Below are 21,656 nucleotides of genomic sequence, written 5' to 3'. Positions count from 1 at the left end.
CCGTTTATACCACGGGACTGCCCGGGCTGTCAGGCGTTGAATCCTGTTGTTGTGCCGGTGCGAGCGGGAGCTGTGAAGGTGTCCAGTGGGTTTCTGCCCATGCCAGTGTCTCGGCTGGTGGCGCTGTAAAAAGCGCAGATGGTGGTTGCTGGCCCAGAGCGAAGAGCGCTTGCCACAGGTTCTGTCCCGGCTTCCGGTCATCGAGCGCAGCGGCGTGGGTCTGTTTGCTTAGTTTCTGGCCATCGGTATTAAGGATCACCGGGATATGCAGATAATCCGGCGGTACGGCGGCGATAGCGCGGTACAGGCAGATCTGGGATGCGGTCGTTTCGAGCAGGTCCGAGCCGCGGACGATATCGGTAATTTGCTGATCAATGTCATCCACAACAACCGCCAGCTGATAGGCGTAAAATCCTTCCTTGCGCTGGATAACGGGATCGTCGATTTCGCCTCGCAGGGTCTGTGATTGCGGTCCCAGCAGGCGGTCGTGCCATTTGATTGTTTGATCGTCGAGGCGAAACCGGGCGGCGGCGGGCAAGCCGTCAGCTGCGCTGTTGGGTCTTCGGTCGCGGCAGTGATGAGGATGTCGGCCCTGATGGGCATTCAGTTCCTTGCGGGAACAGATGCAAGAGTAGGCGTTTTGGGTGGCGACTAGCCGGTCGATAGTCTCGGCGTAAGCATCATGACGCGCTGACTGGTAGCGGACCGTCTCGTCCCAGTTCAGGAGGTGGGCTTCCAGGCTACGCAGGATAGCCGATGTGGCTTCCTGTGATTCGCGCAGAGGGTCAAGGTCTTCAATGCGTACCAGCCAGGCACCGTTGCGGGTGCGAGCTTCCAGGTACGAAGCCACGGCTGTAACCAGCGAGCCAAAGTGAAGCGGGCCTGTGGGAGACGGAGCAAAGCGGCCCCGGTAGTCTGAATGCATGAGATGAGGTGACCGGAAAGGCAGTGCCTTCCCGGTTCCGTCTGCCGGTATCAGATGCCGGTCTGGCGTTCGCGGATCTCGGCCAGTGTTTTGCAGTCGATGCAAAGCGTCGCTGTCGGGCGGGCTTCAAGACGGCGGGTGCCGATCTCAACGCCGCACTGATCGCAGAAGCCATAGTCATCTTTGTCGATGCGATCCATGGTCTGGTCAATTTTCTTGATCAGCTTGCGCTCACGATCACGGGTACGCAATTCCAGACTGAACTCTTCTTCCTGGGTTGCACGGTCGCTCGGATCAGCATAGTTCGCCGCGTCTTCCTGCATGTGATGCATGGTGCGATCCACTTCTTCCATCAGCTCCTGCTTCCACTTGAGCAGAAGGCTGCGGAAGTGATCGTGCATCTCATCACTCATGTACTCCTCGCCTTTCTTCATTTCGTAAGGCGTGAAGTTTGTAAAGCCGTCTTGGGCTTTCTCTTTAGTCTTCGGCATATAAACCAGCCTCTTTCCTTTACTGCGGGAGATGTTCGTCACCGGTGGTGCGAATGTCCTGCCCGTAGGGCCTGGCGAACGTAGGAAGTACGCTCGCTTCGAATTCCTGTCGCTCGCCCCGAATGTATCAGGTGTTTAACACTATATCTGCCTTGCACAGTATTGGCATCAACAGACTCAAGGCGTGGAGCGGCGGGCCAAAATTAATCTGCGGAAAATAGCAGATTAGTCTGGGTCGCGCTAGTGTCTTGGCGGGTCGCGCGGGATTGAATTGCCGACCGTGTCGCAAGCTCCGGCTCAGGGTACTATAGGCTAATGATTTCTATGGAAATGCGATCCGTTCGAGGTTATGTGGTTCGGTGATGGCGCTGGTAACAGGTGGAGTTTTTTATGACGTTTGAGGAGCCGCTGGTCGAAGGCCGGCTGATAAAACGCTATAAGCGCTTTCTGGCAGACGTTGAATTGCCGGATGGGAAGGTTGTTGTGGCACATTGCCCCAACACCGGCTCCATGTCCGGCTGCAAGGCGGAAGGTAGCCGGGTCTGGCTCAGTGAAAGCCGTGATCCCAAACGCAAGCTGGCGTACACCTGGGAGTTGGTTGAAACCGGCCCGGATGAACTGGCGATGATCAATACTGCCAGACCAAACCGGCAAGTACGCCAGGCTATAGAAGAGGGCATTATCGAGCCGCTGAAAGGCTATGCGACCATACGCAGCGAGGTCAGGTACGGTGCGGAGAAAAGCCGGATCGACCTGCATTTGTCAGGCCACGATACGGCACCGGATGCCTGGGTTGAGGTCAAGAATGTCACCCTGGCAGGAGATGACGGGCAAGGCTATTTTCCGGATGCCGTCACGCTCAGAGGGCAGAAGCATTTGCGAGAACTCATGGCGCAAGTTGATGCCGGTGACAGGGCCGTACTGGTGTTCTGCGTTAACCACACGGGGATTGACCGGGTCGCGCCTGCAGATCATATCGATCCTGACTATGGTGCGTTGCTGAGGCAAGCGATTGCGCACGGCGTGGAGGTGTTAGCCTGGCGGGCGGCATTGTCGCCGACACGATTGACGCTGACGGACGCGTTACCCGTTACCGCTAGATTGTAGCCGTGATCAGCAGGCTGTCGTTTTCTTGCTGAACCTGCCAGGGCGTCAGTTGGTCGCCGGCGCAGGGGCCTGCAATGCAATGGCCGTCATCTGGCGTAAACAGCGCGCCGTGGGTCGAACATTGAATGAAGCACTTGTCGGCATCCAGAAACTGATTGGGCATCCAGTTGAGTTCGATGCCCAGATGCGGGCACCGATTGCGGTAGGCGTAGAACTGGTTGTCGATCCGGATGACAAAACCGGTCACCCCTTCGGCCAGTTCAATCTCACGGCATTCCAGTTCAGCCAGATCATTGGCCATGCGGTGGGTAAGGGGTTCTGGCATCCGGACGGGCTGATCCTTGAATAACGTGAATGATGATCGGTTGTTTGGCGCGATACCCATGGCAGGGCAGCCTGGTCGGGCGTCACTTGCCTACATTGTATCGCATGCGAGTGCCGTGATTCAGTGACATCACAATTTCGTCGGCATGCAGCTCGGTAGGAAAAAGGCAGCCGGAAATTTTTGCGCCCGCGATGCTCGCACCTTCCATATTGGTTTTGCTGAAATCCACGCCGCGAATATCGGCGCCCCTGAAATAGGCATGACTGAGATCCATGCCCTCGACATTGATACCGCGCAGATCCAGCCCTCTGAAATCGCCGTGAGAAAAACTGGGGCAGGCGCTGATTTTCGCTTTGGCCTCGTTAAAGGCGTCGATGTTCTCATTCCGCAGAGTCTGATACAGCGGATCATCAATAATGCGTACGTTCTCTTCCACAGCAAAAACTCCCCGAAAGTGTTGGTGCAAGTGTAGCTGAAACTGTCGGGGGCGCCGCATTTTGCGATCACCCCCGAGAAGCTCCTCAGCCGTGGCCGAAGTGCGCGCGGATACGATCTGCCAGGCTTTCAGCTACCCGATCGGTGTCAGTATGCACGTGTACCGTGTGAGCGTTTTCTTCCGCGGTTAGCGGTTCTACCCATTTTTTCTGTTCTTCAAGCAGTTGCTCGGTTGCTTCCGAGGCATCCCCCTGGCGCTCCCGCACCCACTTTTTACGGGTTTCCTCCGGCGCTTTGCAGTCGATCAGCGCAAACGGCAGGCCCAGATTGGTGGCGACATCATCAAAGGCGGCCCGCTCGGACTGGCGCAGTGCAGCAGAATCGATAATCACCGGATTGCCACCCAGTAGCAATTGGGTGGCCAGGGATGCCAGCCGTTCATAGGTTCGGCGATTGGCATCTTCGCTGTACATGTCTTTGCCGATGTCTGAGCGGCTGGAGGCCAGCGGGTCGAGGCCGTGTAGCCGCTTGCGCTCGACATCTGAGCGCAGCCGGATAAGGCCGAGCTTGCGGGATAACATGGCGCTGATGACGGATTTGCCGCTACCAGACAGCCCCGCCGTCGCCAGCAGGTAGGGAATAGGTGTTTCGCTGTAACTTTCCGCCAGAGCAGCGTAGCTGCGGTAACGGTCACGCAATGTCTGCTTTTCGTCTTCGCTCAGTGACGGGTTGCCAAGTGTGAACAGGGCGATCTTGGCACGCACCAGTGCGCGGTAGGTCTTGTACATTGGCAGCAGTTGAACGCCGTCAAAATCGCCGCTGTATTCGAGATAGACATTCAGGACATCGGCCGACAGGGCATATTCATCGCGGGACTCGAGATCCATCAGCAGGAAGGCGAGATCGTTGATGGTGTCGATCCAGCGAAACGGTTCGTTGAACTCAATGCAGTCAAACACCGTGATCTGATCTTCAAACCGGGTGATGTTGGCCAAATGAAGATCACCATGACACTCCCGCACAAATCCGCTTTCACGGCGGGCGGCAATGGTGTTCTGATGGCGCTCGAAGTTGCATTCCGTCCAGCTCTGCAGCGCATCCAGTTGTGGCAGCAGGCTGTCGTCATCGAGTAGCGGGCGAATCTGTTCGAAGTTTTCCTGCATCGCGGCAAAGACCGCATCGGGCGTGCCCAGCGGCTTGTCGTCAGCGACTTTGGGCAGGTCCTGATGGAAGGCAGCAACCTGTCGTGCCAGATCACGCATCATGTCGGGATCCAGTTGATCGTTCTCCTGCATCACATCAAGCAGGTTGCCCTGGTCAAACTGGCGCATCCGGATCGCGTACTCGAACGGCTCGCCGGCGTCGCCGATACGCGGTTGCTCTGCCGTGCCGGTGATGGCGACCACATCCAGATAAAGCGCTGGTGCCAGCCGGCTGTTCAGGCGCAACTCTTCCTCGCAGAAATGTTTGCGGCGATCAAGGCTGGAGAAATCGAGGAAACCAAAATTTACCGGCTTCTTGATTTTGTAGGCGTAAGGTCCCGTGAGGATTACCCAGGAAATGTGCGTTTCCAGAACCTTGAAAGACTCTATCGGGTGGTCATAAAGATCGGGATTCTGCAGCGCGCTGATTAACTCGGTGCTCACGAAACTCTCCTTTTCGCTCGTCGTCATTGTTGCGTTCCATGATAGCGTCCACCTTTGCTAAATGACACTCGACGGTTTCGCAGTGCCGCGCGGCGGAAGGCTGAATTGTCGATAAAAAATAGTCCATTACGGTTTTAACAGGTGTGCACTTCGATGACCTTCCTCTGGTTATAATGCGCCGCATGAAAAAATCTGCGCCAAAACGCCGTTCAAACGGCAAGTCGAACAAGAAACGCCCGGCTTCGGGTAAATCGGGATTCCGCTCCGCGCTCTGGCGAATATGCTGGCGCCTGGGGCTTGTGGGCATCGTGCTGCTCGCAGGCTGGACGGTCTACCTGGACGCTGTGGTGACCTCCCGCTTTGAAGGTCGCCGCTGGGAAGTGCCGTCACGCGTCTATGCCCGTCCACTGGAGCTCTATGATGGCGCGGCAGTAACCGCAGCCGGGCTGAGCAATGAGCTGAGCCAGCTGGGCTATGGCAAGGTCCGCTCGGCCACTGATCGCGGTTCCTACAGTCGTGCTGGTCGCCGATTCGAAATTCATACCAGAGGGTTCCGCTTTCCTGATGGGCAAGAGCCGGATCGACGTATCCGCTTTGAAATCGCCGACGATCGTGTAACGGGTTTTCGAGTGACGTCAGGGCCGCAGGCGTCGGTGGTGCGCCTCGATCCGGAACAGATCGGAGGCATTTACCCCGCTCACAAGGAAGACCGGGTACTGATCCAGCTGGATGACATGCCGGAACATTTCGAAGCGGCGTTGCTGGCGACGGAAGATCGGGATTTTTACGATCACTGGGGCGTGGCGCCTTTGTCGATCATGCGGGCGCTGTGGGTCAACCTACAGGCCGGTCGCGTGGTCCAGGGCGGCAGCACCCTGACCCAACAACTGGTCAAGAACCTGTATCTGACACGCGACCAGACCCTGCTGCGCAAGGGTAACGAGGCGTTGATGTCATTGTTGCTCGAGTTGCACTACGACAAGCCCGAAATTCTCGAAACCTACCTTAATGAGGTCTATCTCGGTCAGGCGGGCACCCGTTCGATCCATGGCTTTGGTCTGGCCAGCCAGTTTTACTTCGGCGAGCCGTTCAACGACCTTGATCTGCATGAAGTGGCGTTGTTGGTGGCGATTATAAAAGGCCCCAGTTATTACGATCCCCGCCGTCATCCGGAGCGCGTACTCAAGCGCCGCAATCTGATCATCAATATGCTGGCGGACAACGGGCAGGTTTCGTTGAAAGAAGCGAACAAGGCGCGTCAGAAACCACTCGACGTGGTATCGAAGCCGTCGTACAGCAATGCCCGCTATCCAGCCTACCTTGATCTGGTACGTCGGCATCTGGCTCGCGAATACAGGGATGAGGATTTGCAAAGCGAAGGTCTGCGCATTTTCACCACGCTGGACCCGGGTATTCAGTACACCACCGAAACAGCGGTTGAGCGCACGCTGACGCAATTGGAGCGTGGCAGCAAAGCGGATTTCAAACTCGAGGCGGCCACCGTGGTGACGTCTCGTGACAGCGGCGAAGTGCTGGCGTTGGTGGGCGGCAGGGATCCCAAATTCGCCGGCTTTAACCGCGCGGTAGATGCGCGGCGGCCCATAGGGTCGCTAATTAAGCCGTTTATTTACCTGACTGCGCTGAGCCATCCGGATCGTTACACGTTGATCACGCCGATAAAGGACGAGCCTTTCTCACTCGTGTTTGACGACGGCCGGCGCTGGGAGCCACAAAACTACGACCGGGAGTCTCACGGTCTGGTACCGTTACATCAGGCGCTGGCCAAATCCTACAACCTGGCCACCGTGCGGGTGGGCCTGGATGTTGGCGTCGATGCGGTGATCGACAATTTGCAGAAGCTTGGGGTGGGGGAGCCGGTACAAAGCTATCCTTCGATGCTGTTGGGCTCGGTTAATTTGTCACCGGTGGATGTGGCCTCGATTTATCAGGGGCTGGCAACGTCCGGCTTCAACACGCCACTGCGCACGATCCGGGAAGTTACCGATGCGGATGGCGAGAGTCTGACGCGATACGGCCTGGCGGTGGATCAGGTGGTTGACCCGGCAGCCGTACATCTCGTCCAATACGCCATGCAGGAAGTGATGCGCGAAGGCACCGGCCGTTCAGCATACCGCTACCTGCCGGAAGAGCTGGGCCTTGCAGGCAAAACCGGCACCACCAATGATGGACGCGATAGCTGGTTTGCCGGCTTCAGCGGTGATCTGGTCACCGTTGCCTGGGTCGGGCGTGATGATAATGGACCGACGGCCCTGACCGGCGCCACGGGTGCTCTGCCGGTATGGTCGAATGTGATGTCGCAGATTCCGCAGTATGGTTTTTCACCGATCGTGCCGGCGGATGTTCAATACCACTGGGTGAACAGCGAAGAGCAGGCGCTGACCAATGAAAACTGCAGCGAAGCGCGCTTTGTGCCGTTTATTACCGGCAGTGAGCCTACTGATACCGTTAATTGCTCCGGGGATTTCACTCAACGCCTCCGGGGCTGGTTTGAAGGAATCTTTTGATGATGATTAAACGTTACCTGCCCGTGCTTGTACTGGGTGTGTCGCTACTGGCCGGTTGTGCTACAGGCCCGGGCGGCCCGGTTTATGTACCGTCTGGCCAGGCGCCGGCAGATGCGCCGCCACCGCCGGAAACGGATACCAATCGCGAACCGGAAAGGGCGTCAGAGCAATCTGCGCCGGAGCAGGAGGCGACGCGTCCGAAACCCCACCACCAGGCAGAAAGCGAGGCTCTGTCTCCTGCGGCAGCAAGCCTGGTGAACAAAGCCGATGCGCTGCTGGCGAACGGTGATACCCGCGCGGCGATAAGCCAGCTTGAGCGTGCCCAGCGGATTTCGCCCCGGGCAGGCAAGGTCTACTTCAAGCTGGCCGAAGCCTATTATGCGGATAATCGACTCGGTGCAGCCGAGCAGTTTACGCTGAAAGGGTTATCTCTGGCTGGCTCGAGCACGGATCTGCAGCGCACGGGCTGGTCGCTGCTGGCGGATATCCGTCGGGCTGGCGGTAATGTGGCGGGCGCCCAGAAAGCGGAGGCCCGGGCTCAGGCACTCTGATCACAACGCCCTGAACGTCACGGAGAATAGCAATGCCCGGCGATCACGTTGTTGATCGGTCGGGCATTTTTTTTACTCACTGAATATCAGTGGTGGTTGAGCTGCCAGCGGTGACCTGAACATTGCGTTCCCTGACAAAGTTCAGACTGTCGTTCGCTTCAATGTCGTCTTCGTCGCAGGTGTAGCTCACTGTGTAGTCGCCGGCGCTCAGGAACGAGGCCTTGAACGAGTAATCGCCGGAAGCGCCTTGAAGCGGTGCGACCACGACAGGAGGATTGGCACTGCCTATGTCATCCATGCTGGCATCTTCACCTTCAAAGACATACACCAGTCCGGCATAGGTCTGGGCGTCGTCGCATTCAGAGGCGACGACTGTCGAGGCATCGACTGTGCCGGAGATCGAACCCACATCATCGTTATTGACCAGCCGCAAACTTGGCTTGAGCAAGTAATCTGTGGTGTTGCTCTCTGGCTCGACCAGTGACTTTCGAACGTCGAAATCAATGGTATATCGGCCCTCGCCATTTTTCGGCACCGAAAACCCGGTATTGATCTTCAACCCGCTTTCAGAACCGGAGGGCACCACCAACGGGTATTGGCCACCGATGCGGTCAACGACGTAATGAGCGCCGCTCGCATCGCTCAGAACAAGGCGCATCCAGTTGTAGTCGCCCGCGCGCACCTTGTCCTCGGTCAGTAACAAGGCGCTGTTGCCGTTCTGCAGGTCAAGCAAATCGAAACGCTTCGGGTTATCAAAGGTGTAGGTGCTGGCGCTCTCATCCTTTGGTTTCAGTTCTATAGCGGTAACCGTGATACTCACCTCGGTCAGGTTGTCGACCGGAGCGTCTGCCAGACTGATTGAAATCTGGCCGTTCTTCCCGCTCTCATTGTCCAGAATGTCGTCCAGTTCATCACAGCCTGTCAGCGCAGAGGCCGCAGCAGCGACAAGCAGACAACTCAATAGGGGGCTTTTCATAGGGACGCTCTGTTAGTCAGGTAGATAACGGTAATTGTGGCGGATAACGGATGCTGGCGGGGAATTACGATCCTTTAATGTGCGTTTGAGACGCTGCGCCGACCCGATGCACGGGCCGGCGCGATAGGATCAAAGCGTTTTCATTACCTTTTCAGCCGCGCGAAGCGTGTGCTCGATATCGTCATCGGACAAGGCTGCACTGACGAAAGAAGCCTCGAAGGCTGAGGGCGCAAGGTAGACCCCCTCGTTCAGCATGCCCAGGAAAAAGGCTTTAAAGTGGTCCGCGTTGCAGGCCATAACGGCATCAAAACTGTTCACTTCAGTCTGGTCGGTGAAGAAGAAGCCGAACATGGCGCCGGCACTCTGGACCGCCAGTGGAACCCCTGCCGCGTCTGCAGCCGCTTTTATGCCGTCACGGACCCGATTGGTTTTCTCGATCAGGCGTGAATGGAAGCCCGGCTCTGAAATTGCTTCCAGAGTGGTGAGTCCGGCGCGCATGGCCAGCGGATTGCCGGACAGTGTGCCAGCCTGATAGACCGGTCCGAGCGGCGAAATATGGGACATGATTTCGCGCTTGCCGCCAAAGGCGCCGACCGGAAGCCCACCGCCAATCACTTTGCCCAGTGCTGTCAGATCTGGCGTTACATCGTAGCGCTCCTGCGCCCCGCCTCGGGAAACGCGGAAGCCCGTCATAACCTCATCGAAAATCAGCACGCTGCCATGCTGATCACATATTTCACGCAGCCCTTCCAGAAATCCCGGGACTGGCGGAATGCAGTTCATATTGCCGGCGACGGGCTCGACGATAATGGCGGCGATTTCATCGCCCATTTTCTCGAAGACCTCTTTCACGCTATTGATGTCATTGAAATCAACCGTGAGCGTCAGTTCGGCGAGTGCTGCCGGGATCCCTGGGGAGTTGGGTTCACCCAGGGTCAGAGCGCCCGAGCCGGCCTTCACCAGCAATGAATCCACATGGCCGTGGTAGCAGCCTTCGAACTTGACGATTTTGTCGCGGCCAGTGAAGCCCCGAGCCAGGCGGATAGCGCTCATGGTGGCTTCGGTGCCGGAATTGACCATTCGAACCAGGTCGATTGAAGGCACCATTTCGCAGATCTTTTTAGCCATCGCGGTTTCGATGGCGGTCGGCGCGCCGTACCCAACGCCTACATCGATCTGGGCGTGGAGTGCATCAATCACGCGAGGATCGCGATGACCCAGAATCATCGGTCCCCATGAACCGATAAAGTCGATATAGCGCTTGCCGTCTTCATCAAACAGATAGGCGCCTTCTGCATTTTTGATAAAAACGGGCGTGCCGCCAACGCTTTTAAATGCGCGAACCGGGGAATTGACGCCGCCGGGAATATAGCGCTGAGCGTCTTCAAATAGAGTGTCGGATTGTGTCATCAGGGAGGCTCCCGGTTGATGGGTTTTAAACTGAGTGTTGGGCTTGAAAGAGTCGGCTGTAAGCGCGAGCGCGCGCTTCGATGTCATCCGTCGCGAACAGGCCGCCGATCACAGCGAGCAAGTCAGCGCCGTGAGCCAGCACAAGCGGTGCGTTCTCAAGCGTAATGCCGCCAATTGCACTGATCGGGTGTTTGAGCTTGCGGGCCTGGGTAAGAATATCCACCGTTGCATTCGACGCTCCGGGCTTGGTCATTGACGAAAAGAACCGGCCAAAAGCGACGTAATCCGCGGAGCCGGCGATAGCCTGATGAGCCAGCTCGAGATCTGCGTGGCAGGTGACACCGATAATGGCATTCTCCCCGAGCAGCGTGCGAGCTTCAACCAGGTCGTCATCGCTCTGGCCAAGATGGACGCCGTCGGCGCCGGCTCGCCGGGCAAGCTGTGCGTCGTCGTTGATCAGCAGCGGCACTTGGGCGTCGCGGCAAAGGCTCGCTAGATTTTTAGCGCGCCTGAGCTTGTCGGTGTCCGTTGCGGTTTTATCGCGGTACTGAATCAATACGGCGCCGCCCCTGATTGCTGCTGCCACTGAAGGGATAAGGCGACTTTCCGGCAGTAGCTCCGGGTCAGTGATGGCGTAGAGGCCGCGCGGAACAAATGGCGTGTTCATTGTGCCGGGGTCGCGCCGGGTAGCGAAGCGGCACGATCCGGGACCGGCTGACCTCGCCCCACCTTCATTGGGCTGTCGATTGCTGTGGCGACAAAGCGCTGGGCCTCATCAATTGCTGTATCCAGATCAAGACCTTTGGCTCGACCAGCCGCGATAGACGCCGCTAATGTGCAGCCGGAACCGTGATACTCACCGCCTCGGCGGATGATAGCCCAGCGGCTCGCGTTCTGCGCGGGACGGAAGAGTTGATTGATAATCTTCGGCCCGGTGCCATGGCCGCCCGTGGCCAGCACTGCTGGGCAGCCTTGCGATATCAGCGTTTCCGCAGCCTGTCCGATATCGTCCAGCCCTGCCAATTGCGCAAGCTCAATACCGTTGGGTGTGATCACATCGGCCAGTGGGAACAGATACTGCTTCATGGCCTCTACCAGCGCATCGTCTGCCAGATCACCGCCGCCTGCGGCTTTGATGACGGGGTCCACCACCAACGGAATCTCCCTGCGATCAGCCAGGAACCGCGCCAGTGCCTCCACAATCGCAGCGCTGCCCATGGCTCCGGTTTTGATGGCGTGTATCTGCACATCCGCAGCCAGACATTCGAGCTGGCGAACGATGAGCTCCGGAGCAATAGCGTCGGCGCCGTAGACATTGCAGGTGTCCTGAACCGTCAGGCAGCTGACAACGGGGAGGGGATGGCAACCGAGGGCGGTCACGGCCTGAATGTCAGCCTGAATACCGGCACCGCCGGACGGGTCGAGACCTGCAACAATCAGCACATGAGGGCGTTGATACATGAAAAACCTTAGTGATCAGAAGGGTTTGACGACAACGAGAATTACCACAGAAACCAGAATCAATACCGGGAACTCGTTGAACCAGCGATAAAATACGTGGCTATGGCGATTGGCGTCATCTCGGAAAATTTTCACAAGTCGCCCGCAGTAAACGTGATAGCCCACCAGTATAACGACCAGCAGCAGTTTCGCATGGAACCAACCCTGACTGGCATAAACCGCCGGGGCGAAGCTGACGAGCCAAATTCCGAGGGCTATGGTGATCACCATCGAGGGCGTGGTAATGCCCCGATAGAGCTTGCGCTCCATAACCTTGAAGCGTTCACGGCCAGCCTGATCTTCGCAGGCCGCATGGTAGACAAACAGTCGCGGCAGATAAAACAACCCGGCAAACCAGCAGACCATCGCAATAATGTGAAAGGCTTTCACCCACAGCATACGGTTTATACCTTCTTGTACTGGTAGTAGCTCTCGATATCGGACTTGAGTACCACACCTATAATACGTTTGATCATGGGGGCAACGTGCCGTTGAACGTAGAGTGCCTCGGCATGAGATTCTTCAAATGCGGCCATCGCTTCTTCCAGCGTGGCCTGATATTGCACCGGGCCCACGTCCCGGCGATTGGCAGGGATTTCCATCAAATCAATCTCCGGAATGACATCGGGCGTGTCGTCATTCGGCACGAGTGCGTCCGCATGATCCTCCAGATAGCGTGCAAGATCCACAGAGGGGAGCAAGGCGGTAGGGCCGTTCTGGCCATCAATCACGAGCCATCGGGGCTCCGCTTTGAGAATGTCGCGAGCGGCTTCAGCGGTGATGCGACGATCGATGCGACGGATGCTGCGCTCCATGATCGCGCCCACTGAAACCCGTCTCAGCGCCTGAATAACCGGTGAGTTCTGATAGCTGAGACCCTGGCTCTTGAGCAGACTCAGGAATATCGACCGTTGGCCAAATACTTCGCTCGCCACCAGACTGGATATGGTGATGACCAGCATGCCCGGCAGAATAATATTCGGATTGCGCGTCAACTCGATCAGCGCCATCAGTGCAGCGAGTGGTGCCTGTAATACGGACCCCATCATCGCGCCCATTCCCAACATGGCATAGAAGCCGGTGCTGGAGGCATAGTCCGGTGCGATGGTTGCGCCCAGCATCCCCATTGCGCCACCGAGCGTGGCGCCAATGAATATCGTGGGGCCGATCACACCGCTGGGCATGCCCAGGCCAATGGTGACGGAAGTGATCGTGAGCTTAGCGACGGCAATTCCCAGCAGTAGCAACATCGGCAACTGGCCATGGATAGTCTCGCTGACGGTGTCGTAGCCGATCCCCATGACTTCAGGCACCAGGATAGCGAACGGCACCATCAGTAAACCGGCGACGCCCATCCGCAGTAAAATAGGCTGGTTGTTGAAACGGGTTGAAAGTACCAGTAACCGCACAAAAGTGGCGGATGCAACGCCGATGACAAGCGCTATGGCGAGAATCCAGGGAATTTCCATCAGCGACGTCATGGTAAGTGGCGGCACACTGAACGCGGGCTCGGCGCCGTAAACCACCTGATTGACAACCGCTGCGCTGACGGAGGCCAGAATGATCGGGGTGAAGCCGGCGATGGTATATTCCATCATCACCACTTCCATCGCGAAGATAACGCCGGCGATAGGGGTGTTGAACGAGGCCGAAATAGCCGCCGCGCAGCCACAGGCGACCAGGGTGCGAATGCTGTTGTTGGGCAGTTTCAATACCTGCCCGAGGAGGCTTGAAAAGGCGGCGCCCAAATGCACCGCCGGTCCTTCCCGGCCCGCCGACTGGCCGGTGATGACGGTGCCGATGCCCAGTACAAACTGAACAATACCGCTGCGCAGGGAAATATAGCCCTGATGGTAATTTAGCCGCTCCATGACGTAAGTTACCCCCACTTTGCGATCGCTGATCGCCAGGCGGTGCATCAACAGGCCGAGTATCAGGGCGCCACCCAGGGGCAGGAGCCCCCGAGTGATAAGATCCAGGCTTTCAAAGGCTTCGTCGTGCCTCGCAGGCAGGAAGGTTTCCAGTGGCCACTCAATTGCAAAGCGGAAAAGCAGGATGACCACGCCGGTGATAATGCCGGAAATCAGACCCAGAAGTGCCAGTTGAGGAAGAGCATCAACACCTGATAGCCGCCGCCTGAAGAGAGGGATCAGATCTTCCGTAATCCGGTGTTTCAAACTGCGCATGAGTGATGAGGCCCGTTAAGTTCAGGAATGCAGTGGAGACAGCCGCTTAGTCTAGTGTAATCGGCATCAACATGGGTGCAAAAAGCATGATCATTATCATGCTAGACTTACCGCCTGATTTTTTCAGCTGAACATGAGGAGCGTAAGGTGATCAAGGTCGGAATTGTTGGTGGTACGGGTTATACAGGCGTTGAATTGCTTCGTATTCTTGCCTGTCATCCTCAGGCGCAGGTGGTGATGATTACCTCGCGATCCGAAGCAGGCCTTCAGGTTGCCGACCTTTACCCCAATCTGCGTGGGCATTTTGATCTGGAATTTTCCGAACCGGACGAAGCGAAACTGGCGCAGTGTGATCTGGTGTTTTTTGCTACCCCTCATGGCGTGGCCATGCGCATGGCGCCCACGCTGCTTGCAGCGGGCACTCGAATTGTCGATCTTTCTGCAGACTTCCGGATTCGTGATCTGGATGTCTGGGCCAAGTGGTACGGCATGCCCCACGAATCAGTTGAATGGGCGAATAAGGCGGTCTATGGCCTGCCTGAAGTGTTTCGGGATGACATCCGCGGCGCACAATTGGTCGCAAATCCCGGGTGTTACCCTACGGCCGTTCAGCTGGGCTTTTTGCCACTGCTGGAGCAAGGGCTGGTTGAAACGCGTCACCTGATTGCAGATGCAAAGTCAGGTGCCAGCGGTGCAGGCCGTCAGGCCAGTGTTGGCGTCTTGCATGGTGAAATTGGCGAGAGCTTCAAGACCTATGGTGCGTCCGGTCATCGCCACCTCCCCGAAATCAGGCAGGGTCTTGAAACTGCGGCTGGCGGTCAGGTGGGCGTGACGTTCGTGCCGCACCTGCTGCCGATGATTCGCGGTATTGAGGCCACCCTCTATGCTGAGTTGAAGGATCCGGCTGATTTCGACAGGCTTCAGGCGCTTTATGAAACGCGTTTTGCCAATGAACCCTTTGTAGATGTCATGCCGTTCGGCAGCCACCCGGAAACTCGCAGTGTAAGGGGGGCCAACCATTGCCGCATGGCGTTGCACCGTCAGGAAGACAGCCCGATCGTGATCGTGACGTCAGTAATCGACAACCTTGTAAAGGGTGCCGCAGGGCAGGCTGTTCAGAATATGAATGTCATGTTTGATCTGAATGAATCGGCCGGTCTGGATGCGCCTGCATTGTTGCCCTGAGGGAGAAGCGGACGTTGGCTGAAGACAGGAAGAACCAGGGCGAATTCGTCATTGTCCGGCATCGGCCGGGGCAGGGTATTCGCCGTTTTTTGATACTGCTTACTTTCTCTGTTGTCGCTGCGATGCTGGGCTATATGTTCGGGATGGCGCAGGGCGGCTTCCGTTTTTCGGACATGACGAAAACCCGTAACCTGCTCTCCGAAGAACTTGACGAATTAAGAACCAAGTCAACCACGCTGCAGCAGGAGCGGATTAATCTGGAACGGGGTCGCCGCATTGATCAGCAGGCGCTCAAGCAGGCCCGGGAAACCATTGCCGGCCTGGAAACCCGTATGGTCTCGCTCAATTCGGATCTGACGTTCTACAAGAACATCATGGCGCCCTCGCAGAGTGACACCGGATTGCAGGTCCAGCGGTTTGAAATTGATGCCCGCCGGAAAGCGAATGCTTTTGCGTACAAACTTGTACTGACACAAGTGGGCGATAATAAGAGCTACATTGAAGGTGTGGTCGCGGTAAATGTAATCGGCATGCAGGACGGAGAACGTCAGGTCATTCCACTGCGCGATCTGGCTGATGAGGTCGAAGATCTTGGGATTCATTTTCGCTACCGGTACTTTCAGGACATCAAAGGGGTGCTAGTGCTCCCGGAACAGTTCGAGCCGATCGAGATTCAGGTAGTCGCCAAATCTCAGGGCAGAAAAGCAGCGAAAAGCGAACGAACGTTTGATTGGAAAACGGTGATGGAGAAATAACGGATGTTGGGTAAGAAGAACCAGAAAGCGCGCAAGCCATCGACGGGCCATTTCGATACGTTGATCTCCAGCAAAACATCAATCTCGGGCGACGTGCAGTTTTCCGGCGGTCTTCATGTTGATGGCAAGGTGCACGGTAAAATCGTCGCAGAAGACGGTGCTGATGCCATTCTCAGAATTTCAGAAATTGGTGAGGTTGAGGGTGATATTGTCGCACCTCATGTTGTCATCAACGGCACGGTCCGCGGTGACGTTTATGCGTCGGCTCACCTGGAGTTGGCTCAGAAGGCATCTATTCACGGTAACGTGTATTACAACCTGATCCAGATGGCGATCGGCGCCGCCGTTAACGGCAACCTGGTCCATCAGAAAGAACCTGTTGGTTTGTTGCGTCAGGGGGAGGCGGCATCGTCAACTGCGATAGCAGAAGTTGAAAACAGTAGTGAGGCGCACGACGACAGTCGTGCTGAATAATTGACTAAATTAGTCGGGAATTGGATAATCCTAGTGCCCAGCCGCTTAGATATCTTCAGGAGGCGACCTTGAGTGCCGTTCAGGAACAAATAGCGACCCCCCTTTTCTTCAGCGAGAATGCCGTGGCGAAAGTTCGGGATCTGGTAGAAGAAGAAGGCAACCCCGATCTGAAACTCCGTGTTTTTGTGACCGGAGGAGGCTGTTCTGGCTTTCAGTACGGGTTTTCTTTTGAGGAAGATCACGAGGAAGACGACACCGCGATCGAGCGAGACGGTGTGACGTTACTGGTCGACCCCATGAGTTATCAGTATTTGATTGGCGCGACAATCGACTATCAGGAAGGGCTGCAAGGCTCGCAGTTTATTGTCCAGAACCCCAATGCCACCACCACCTGCGGGTGTGGGTCCTCGTTTACCATCTGATGCCTGAAGCCGGCGGATTTGCCCGCCGGCCTGTTATTGCAATCACGCCTATCGCTTTATATTGCGCTTACCGGACTTCCAGCATTTACGCCTGATATATCGCGCCCAGTATTCTGGGGCCTTCGGCTCCTGTGACTTCAGGAAGATTTCCCGGTAATCCGTCCAGGCAACGCTTGGCCAGCCAGGCAAAGGCAACGCCCTCCACCCATTCAGGATCAAGCCCAAGTGCGGACGTTGTTTCCACTGTGCACCCGGGCAATGCCTCGGCGAGTTGCGTCATCAATAGCGTGTTTAAAGCACCGCCGCCGCATACAAAGAGTCGGGCAGGGGCTTGAGGCAGCTGGCTCACTAATGATCGTACGGTCAGTTCCAGCAGGGTGCGCTGAATGTCTTCCGGCGAAATATCCGGATGGCGTGCGATCACTGTCTTGAGCCAGTTCAGGTTGAAGCGTTCACGCCCCGTGCTTTTGGGGGTGGGTTGGGCAAAGTAGGCATCGCTTAACATGTCGCTTAGCAAGGCCTCATTGCAGGAGCCTGACTTTGCCCAGTGGCCGTCTTCATCATAATGTCGGCCGGTCTGGTCGTAACACCAGTCATCCATTAACGCATTGCCCGGGCCAGTGTCAAAACCGGTAGCGGCTTTCGATTTATCGCCGGGAAGCCAGCTGATATTGGTGATACCGCCGATGTTCACAATGCAGCGATCCTCACTGTCACTGCCAAAGTAAGCAGCATGAAATGCCGGAACCAGCGGAGCGCCCTGGCCCCCGGCTGCCAGGTCACGGCGCCGAAAATCGGCTACTGTGGTGATGCCGGTGTTTTCTGCAATGAGTGAGGGGTCGCCGATCTGCATCGAAAAACGTGCAGTCCCATAGGGCTGATGGCGTACGGTCTGGCCGTGACTGCCAATTGCGCGAATGCTGTTCGCCGGCACATTGGCTTCTGCCAGCAATGCGTTTGCAGCTTCGCTGAACAGGGCGCCCATTTCGTGGTCAAGTTCGCCGATCTCGTCCGGTGTACCCTGATTTTGCGCTGCACGGGCAAGACGCATTCTCAGTGTATCGGGGTATGGGTGTAAGTGGGTTGCGCGAATCTGAATGGTGTCGTGTGGGAAGGAGACCAGCACCGCATCAATAGCGTCCATGCTGGTCCCTGACATTAGCCCAATATAGGCGTCGTCACTCATCCCTCATCTTCCTCGGAATCTGCGAGGGCCAGCTGCCGCTCGCCTTTGGCTTCATTAAGGCTGGCTAACAACGATTGAGTGGCTGCCTTGAAGGAGGCCATCTCGGATTTTGGGATAGGTGATGCATCCGGCAATTTCACCGTACGGGAGTTGCGCGGTGAGCCGTTCACACGAAATTCGTAATGTAAATGTGGACCGGTAACCATGCCGGATGAGCCGACGTAGCCAATCGTCTGGCCCTGCTTGATTCGGGCTCCGCTTTTCATGCCCTTTGCGATAGCGCGCATGTGGGCATAGAGCGTGGAAATATTGTCCCCATGCTGGATAACAACGGTGCGGCCGTAGCCACCTTTCCATCCGGCGGACCGGATGCGGCCATCACCTGCTGCCTTGATTGGTGTGCCCGGAGGGGCGGCGTAGTCGGTGCCTTCATGTGGGCGGACGACATCAAGCACCGGGTGGCGACGCTGCAGATTGAATGCAGACGATACGCGCGCATTAATTGGGGTGCGGAGAAAGGCTTTGCGCAGGCTGCTGCCTTCCGGCGTGTAGTAATCCGAGTGGCCATCTTTATCGGTGTACAGCAGTGCGGTAACAGGCTTGCCCCGATTCACAAAGGTTGCCGCAAGGATTCGCCCGGTATCAAACTTTTCATTGTCCAGATAAAGGTCTTCGTAAAGGATTTCGAAGTGATCGCCTTTGCGGATGTCGTAAACGAAATCGATATCCCAACCAAAAATCCCGACCAGCTCCATCGTAAGGCGATCGCTTAGTCCGGCGCCACGGCTGGCAAGATAAAGCGACCCATCGACTTTCCCTGATGCATAGGCCGTGCGTTGTTCGGGCGTTCGGGAAACGGTCTCTCCTTTGAATCCATCTTCTGTCCGTGTAATGAGGAGAGAGTAGAGGCGATTCCGGCTCAGCTTAATGCGCTCAAGCTCACCGTCGGCATTTGTTGCGAACGATATGGTCTCTCCTTCATATAGGCGTTCGATTTTCTTTGCTTCGCCTTCGCCATGAATCACCGAAAGCATCAGACCATAATCAAAGCCGGCTTTGCTAAACAGGGCCGACAAATTGTCGCCGCTGTTGATGGTAAAATCCTGCCACTTTAATGCGGCGCCTTTTGTGGACGATGTTGGTGGTGTTGCCGCCACAGGTGGCGCGCTGTCAGCTATATCGGCCGGCGATGCGGTGGTTTCAGCAGCGGCTTTCTGGGCGTCGGATACAGGGCTGATGTTTGCCGGTACCGATGCTGTCTCGGTTTCTACCGCTTCAGTCAGTTCTTTATTAAGTGGGACGATGCGGGATGTTTCACCGCTATCGAGATCCAGTGATAATGATGTGCGCTTGGCCTCAACGGGTGCGCTGGGGCTAAAGATAAGTCCAAGGCCAACCACTGCGCTTAAGGCGCCCGCAGCTAACAGGTGGGTTTTGGGGAATGAGTTGAGCACATTGATAACCTGTTTTTCCTGACACTTCGATATGTTGTGTCAATTAATTAAATACAGTCTTAAGTATAATTCAAGCCCGTGGTGGTAAAAAGCGTGCGCGTCAGCGTCACAGGGGATTACTTTTGCGTGCCGCTCAAATGGCCCGGCGCTTGTTATACTGCGCGCCTGACATGCTAATGGGCTGAAAACCCCAGCGATAGAGGTTGTCTAAAATTTAATCAGATTAGACTGTATCAGGTAAGCCGGTAACGCTCTGAGCTGTTCTGTTGATCTTTGTAAAACTGTTTTGCATATATAAAGGGAAAAAGAATGACCGCAATTGATGATGCCCTCGCGATTATTAAACGTGGCGTTGACGAACTGCTGCCGGAAGATGAACTTGTCGAAAAACTGAAGTCGGGGCGTCGTCTGCGCATCAAGGCGGGGTTTGATCCCACGGCACCGGATCTTCATCTGGGGCATACGGTGTTGATCAACAAGTTGCGGCAGTTCCAGGATCTCGGCCACGAAGTTATTTTCCTGATCGGCGATTTCACGGGCATGATCGGAGACCCAACCGGCAAGAGTGCAACCCGGCCACCGCTCACTACGGAGCAGATCGCTGAAAATGCGCGCACCTATAAAGAGCAGGTGTTCAAGATCCTGGATCCTGAGAAAACGACGGTTGCATTCAATTCCGACTGGATGAGCAAGATGTCAGCTGCAGACATGATTCGTCTGGCGGGTCAGTACACGGTTGCGCGCATGCTCGAGCGGGATGACTTTGCCAAGCGCTACGCCGCTGAAAAGTCGATCGCCATCCATGAGTTTCTCTATCCGTTGGTCCAGGGGTATGACTCGGTGGCTTTGGAGGCGGATGTTGAGTTGGGCGGCACGGATCAGAAGTTCAACCTCCTGATGGGGCGGATTCTACAAAAGCATTATGGTCAGGCGCCGCAGGCCATTCTTACCATGCCGATCCTTGAAGGGTTGGATGGCGTGCAGAAGATGTCGAAGTCGTTGCACAACTATATTGGCGTCAATGACTCCCCAGGCGAAATGTACACCAAGTTGCTATCAATACCTGACGAGCTGCTATGGCGTTACTTCGAACTGCTGAGTTTCCGTCCAATGGCGGAAGTGAACGAGTTCAGGGTCGCAGTTGATGGCGGTGCGAACCCTCAGGAGTTCAAGCGCGTGCTTGCAGAGGAAATTATTACCCGCTTCCATAATGAGGAAGCGGCAAAGGGGGCGCATAAGTCTGCGGGCAACCAGGTCGCGCTTGGTGAAATTCCTGACAACGTGCCTGAAGTAGAGGTCGCACTTGCTGGTAGGGAGGATGTGCATATCGTGTCCTTGTTGCGCGAAGCCGGGCTGGCCCAGAACGGAAAGGCAGCAAAAGACGTGTTTGCTCGTGGTGCCGTCTATATAGATGGAGTACAGCTTTCAGGTGATCGGATGTTTATTGAAGGTGATGTCGCGGTTATTCAGGCAGGGAAGAAGAAAATCGCGAAGATTTCGATCACAAAATAAACGATCAGCATTTAATTTAACTAATTTCGAAAGCAGCGTTGACACCGGTCAGTCAGTCTGTAGAATGCGCATCTCTTTCGGGGGTAATGGCTTTCACAGCAACGCCGAAAGAGAGTGCAACCGATTGATTTTTAGGCATATTTAAGTTTATAAATTAACGGTTGACAAGATTTTGAAGCGCTGTAGAATGCGCGCCTCGATTCGGGGTAACGGCTTAAAGCCAAACCGAAACGAGTGTTAACTGACTGATTTGAAAAGAATTAAAGAGTTTCAAATTAGTGGTTGACAAGGTTGAGGATCGCTGTAGAATACGCGCTCTCAACAGGGCTACACGCCCCGCTCTTTAAAAAGTTGACCAAGTAATTTGTGTGGGCGCTGACTGGGATATTTCGGCAAGAAATATTCAAGACAGCGACTCGTCAAAATTGAGTTTTGTCTTGAGCAAGATTTGCGATTCTATAATCGCTATATGATTTAAACTGAAGAGTTTGATCATGGCTCAGATTGAACGCTGGCGGCAGGCTTAACACATGCAAGTCGAGCGGTAACAGGGGTAGCTTGCTACCCGCTGACGAGCGGCGGACGGGTGAG

General features: G+C 55.9%; 21 protein-coding genes and 1 rRNA gene. 9 read left to right on the top strand and 13 right to left on the bottom strand.

Annotated features, from left to right (window positions below; genetic code table 11):
- Positions 1 to 4: 4 nt before the first annotated feature.
- Positions 5 to 925 (bottom strand): tRNA glutamyl-Q(34) synthetase GluQRS, encoded by a 921-nt coding sequence (gene gluQRS / locus ACUN9X_RS00110; protein ID WP_445471816.1) that lies wholly within the window; start codon positions 923 to 925, stop codon positions 5 to 7.
- A 50-nt stretch (positions 926 to 975) separates the two neighbouring features.
- Positions 976 to 1,416: an RNA polymerase-binding protein DksA gene (gene dksA, locus ACUN9X_RS00105; protein WP_260036642.1), complete on the bottom strand. Its 441-nt coding sequence runs from the start codon at positions 1,414 to 1,416 to the stop codon at positions 976 to 978.
- A 390-nt stretch (positions 1,417 to 1,806) separates the two neighbouring features.
- On the opposite strand from dksA, the gene sfsA reads away from it, so the two are divergent.
- A complete protein-coding gene (sfsA, locus tag ACUN9X_RS00100) occupies positions 1,807 to 2,523 on the top strand; it encodes a DNA/RNA nuclease SfsA (protein WP_445471815.1) in 717 nt (238 codons plus the stop codon).
- On the opposite strand, the gene ACUN9X_RS00095 is transcribed toward sfsA, so the two are convergent.
- The 3 genes from ACUN9X_RS00095 to ACUN9X_RS00085 all read right to left on the bottom strand — a co-directional run bounded on the left by ACUN9X_RS00095 (position 2,513) and on the right by ACUN9X_RS00085 (position 4,929).
- Positions 2,513 to 2,848, bottom strand: coding sequence for a Rieske (2Fe-2S) protein (locus ACUN9X_RS00095; protein WP_260036638.1), 336 nt, complete (start codon positions 2,846 to 2,848; stop codon positions 2,513 to 2,515). The genes sfsA and ACUN9X_RS00095 overlap by 11 nt on opposite strands.
- A gap of 82 nt (positions 2,849 to 2,930) precedes the next feature.
- Positions 2,931 to 3,284 (bottom strand): pentapeptide repeat-containing protein, encoded by a 354-nt coding sequence (locus tag ACUN9X_RS00090; protein WP_260036636.1) that lies wholly within the window; start codon positions 3,282 to 3,284, stop codon positions 2,931 to 2,933.
- An 85-nt stretch (positions 3,285 to 3,369) separates the two neighbouring features.
- Positions 3,370 to 4,929, bottom strand: a complete 1,560-nt coding sequence (locus ACUN9X_RS00085) for a bifunctional aminoglycoside phosphotransferase/ATP-binding protein (RefSeq protein WP_445471814.1) — start codon at positions 4,927 to 4,929, stop codon at positions 3,370 to 3,372.
- Positions 4,930 to 5,111: 182 nt separating this feature from the next.
- On the opposite strand from ACUN9X_RS00085, the gene mrcB reads away from it, so the two are divergent.
- Together mrcB and ACUN9X_RS00075 are read left to right on the top strand one after the other, a co-directional pair.
- Positions 5,112 to 7,454 (top strand): penicillin-binding protein 1B, encoded by a 2,343-nt coding sequence (gene mrcB, locus ACUN9X_RS00080; protein ID WP_445471813.1) that lies wholly within the window; start codon positions 5,112 to 5,114, stop codon positions 7,452 to 7,454.
- Positions 7,454 to 8,005: a tetratricopeptide repeat protein gene (locus ACUN9X_RS00075; protein WP_445471812.1), complete on the top strand. Its 552-nt coding sequence runs from the start codon at positions 7,454 to 7,456 to the stop codon at positions 8,003 to 8,005. Before mrcB ends, ACUN9X_RS00075 begins: the two co-directional genes overlap by 1 nt.
- Before the next feature lie 76 nt (positions 8,006 to 8,081).
- Here ACUN9X_RS00075 and ACUN9X_RS00070 read toward each other — a convergent pair whose 3' ends face one another.
- The 6 genes from ACUN9X_RS00070 to ACUN9X_RS00045 form a co-directional block, all read right to left on the bottom strand.
- Positions 8,082 to 8,981 carry a DUF4382 domain-containing protein gene (locus tag ACUN9X_RS00070; RefSeq protein WP_445471811.1) on the bottom strand — a complete coding sequence of 300 codons (900 nt, stop codon included), beginning with the start codon at positions 8,979 to 8,981 and terminating at the stop codon, positions 8,082 to 8,084.
- Between the two features lie 129 nt (positions 8,982 to 9,110).
- Positions 9,111 to 10,391, bottom strand: coding sequence for a glutamate-1-semialdehyde 2,1-aminomutase (gene hemL, locus ACUN9X_RS00065; protein WP_445471810.1), 1,281 nt, complete (start codon positions 10,389 to 10,391; stop codon positions 9,111 to 9,113).
- 25 nt (positions 10,392 to 10,416) lie between these two features.
- On the bottom strand, positions 10,417 to 11,058 hold the full coding sequence (thiE, locus tag ACUN9X_RS00060) for a thiamine phosphate synthase (RefSeq protein ID WP_445471809.1): 642 nt from the start codon (positions 11,056 to 11,058) through the stop codon (positions 10,417 to 10,419).
- On the bottom strand, positions 11,055 to 11,852 hold the full coding sequence (gene thiD / locus ACUN9X_RS00055; RefSeq protein WP_445471808.1) for a bifunctional hydroxymethylpyrimidine kinase/phosphomethylpyrimidine kinase: 798 nt from the start codon (positions 11,850 to 11,852) through the stop codon (positions 11,055 to 11,057). Before thiD ends, thiE begins: the two co-directional genes overlap by 4 nt.
- A gap of 15 nt (positions 11,853 to 11,867) precedes the next feature.
- Entirely contained in the window at positions 11,868 to 12,290 is a 423-nt protein-coding gene (gene hemJ / locus ACUN9X_RS00050) for a protoporphyrinogen oxidase HemJ (protein WP_260036624.1), read from the bottom strand.
- Between the two features lie 5 nt (positions 12,291 to 12,295).
- Positions 12,296 to 14,077 (bottom strand): chloride channel protein, encoded by a 1,782-nt coding sequence (locus ACUN9X_RS00045; RefSeq protein ID WP_260036623.1) that lies wholly within the window; start codon positions 14,075 to 14,077, stop codon positions 12,296 to 12,298.
- A gap of 147 nt (positions 14,078 to 14,224) precedes the next feature.
- Here ACUN9X_RS00045 and argC point away from each other — a divergent pair, with 147 nt between their 5' ends.
- The 4 genes from argC (at position 14,225) to erpA (ending at position 16,913) form a co-directional block, all read left to right on the top strand.
- Positions 14,225 to 15,262: an N-acetyl-gamma-glutamyl-phosphate reductase gene (gene argC, locus ACUN9X_RS00040; RefSeq protein WP_260036622.1), complete on the top strand. Its 1,038-nt coding sequence runs from the start codon at positions 14,225 to 14,227 to the stop codon at positions 15,260 to 15,262.
- Positions 15,263 to 15,276: 14 nt separating this feature from the next.
- The gene (locus ACUN9X_RS00035; RefSeq protein ID WP_260036620.1) at positions 15,277 to 16,017 is read left to right on the top strand and encodes a DUF6776 family protein; all 741 of its coding nucleotides are present in this window, start codon (positions 15,277 to 15,279) and stop codon (positions 16,015 to 16,017) included.
- A 3-nt stretch (positions 16,018 to 16,020) separates the two neighbouring features.
- Entirely contained in the window at positions 16,021 to 16,491 is a 471-nt protein-coding gene (locus ACUN9X_RS00030) for a bactofilin family protein (protein ID WP_445471807.1), read from the top strand.
- 68 nt (positions 16,492 to 16,559) lie between these two features.
- Positions 16,560 to 16,913 (top strand): iron-sulfur cluster insertion protein ErpA, encoded by a 354-nt coding sequence (gene erpA / locus ACUN9X_RS00025; protein ID WP_260036617.1) that lies wholly within the window; start codon positions 16,560 to 16,562, stop codon positions 16,911 to 16,913.
- Between the two features lie 85 nt (positions 16,914 to 16,998).
- On the opposite strand, the gene ACUN9X_RS00020 is transcribed toward erpA, so the two are convergent.
- Both ACUN9X_RS00020 and ACUN9X_RS00015 read right to left on the bottom strand, forming a co-directional pair.
- Positions 16,999 to 18,099, bottom strand: a complete 1,101-nt coding sequence (locus tag ACUN9X_RS00020) for an anhydro-N-acetylmuramic acid kinase (protein ID WP_445471806.1) — start codon at positions 18,097 to 18,099, stop codon at positions 16,999 to 17,001.
- On the bottom strand, positions 18,096 to 19,553 hold the full coding sequence (locus ACUN9X_RS00015; protein WP_445471805.1) for an OapA family protein: 1,458 nt from the start codon (positions 19,551 to 19,553) through the stop codon (positions 18,096 to 18,098). Before ACUN9X_RS00015 ends, ACUN9X_RS00020 begins: the two co-directional genes overlap by 4 nt.
- A 309-nt stretch (positions 19,554 to 19,862) precedes the next feature.
- On the opposite strand from ACUN9X_RS00015, the gene tyrS reads away from it, so the two are divergent.
- Complete coding sequence (gene tyrS / locus ACUN9X_RS00010; RefSeq protein ID WP_445471804.1) at positions 19,863 to 21,065, top strand: tyrosine--tRNA ligase; 1,203 nt, start codon at positions 19,863 to 19,865, stop codon at positions 21,063 to 21,065.
- 476 nt (positions 21,066 to 21,541) lie between these two features.
- Positions 21,542 to 21,656, top strand: a 16S ribosomal RNA gene (locus tag ACUN9X_RS00005); the annotation flags it as partial.

The sequence above is a fragment of the Marinobacter sp. V032 genome (genome assembly GCF_052645435.1).
This window is presented reverse-complemented; position numbering and strand designations above follow the sequence as displayed.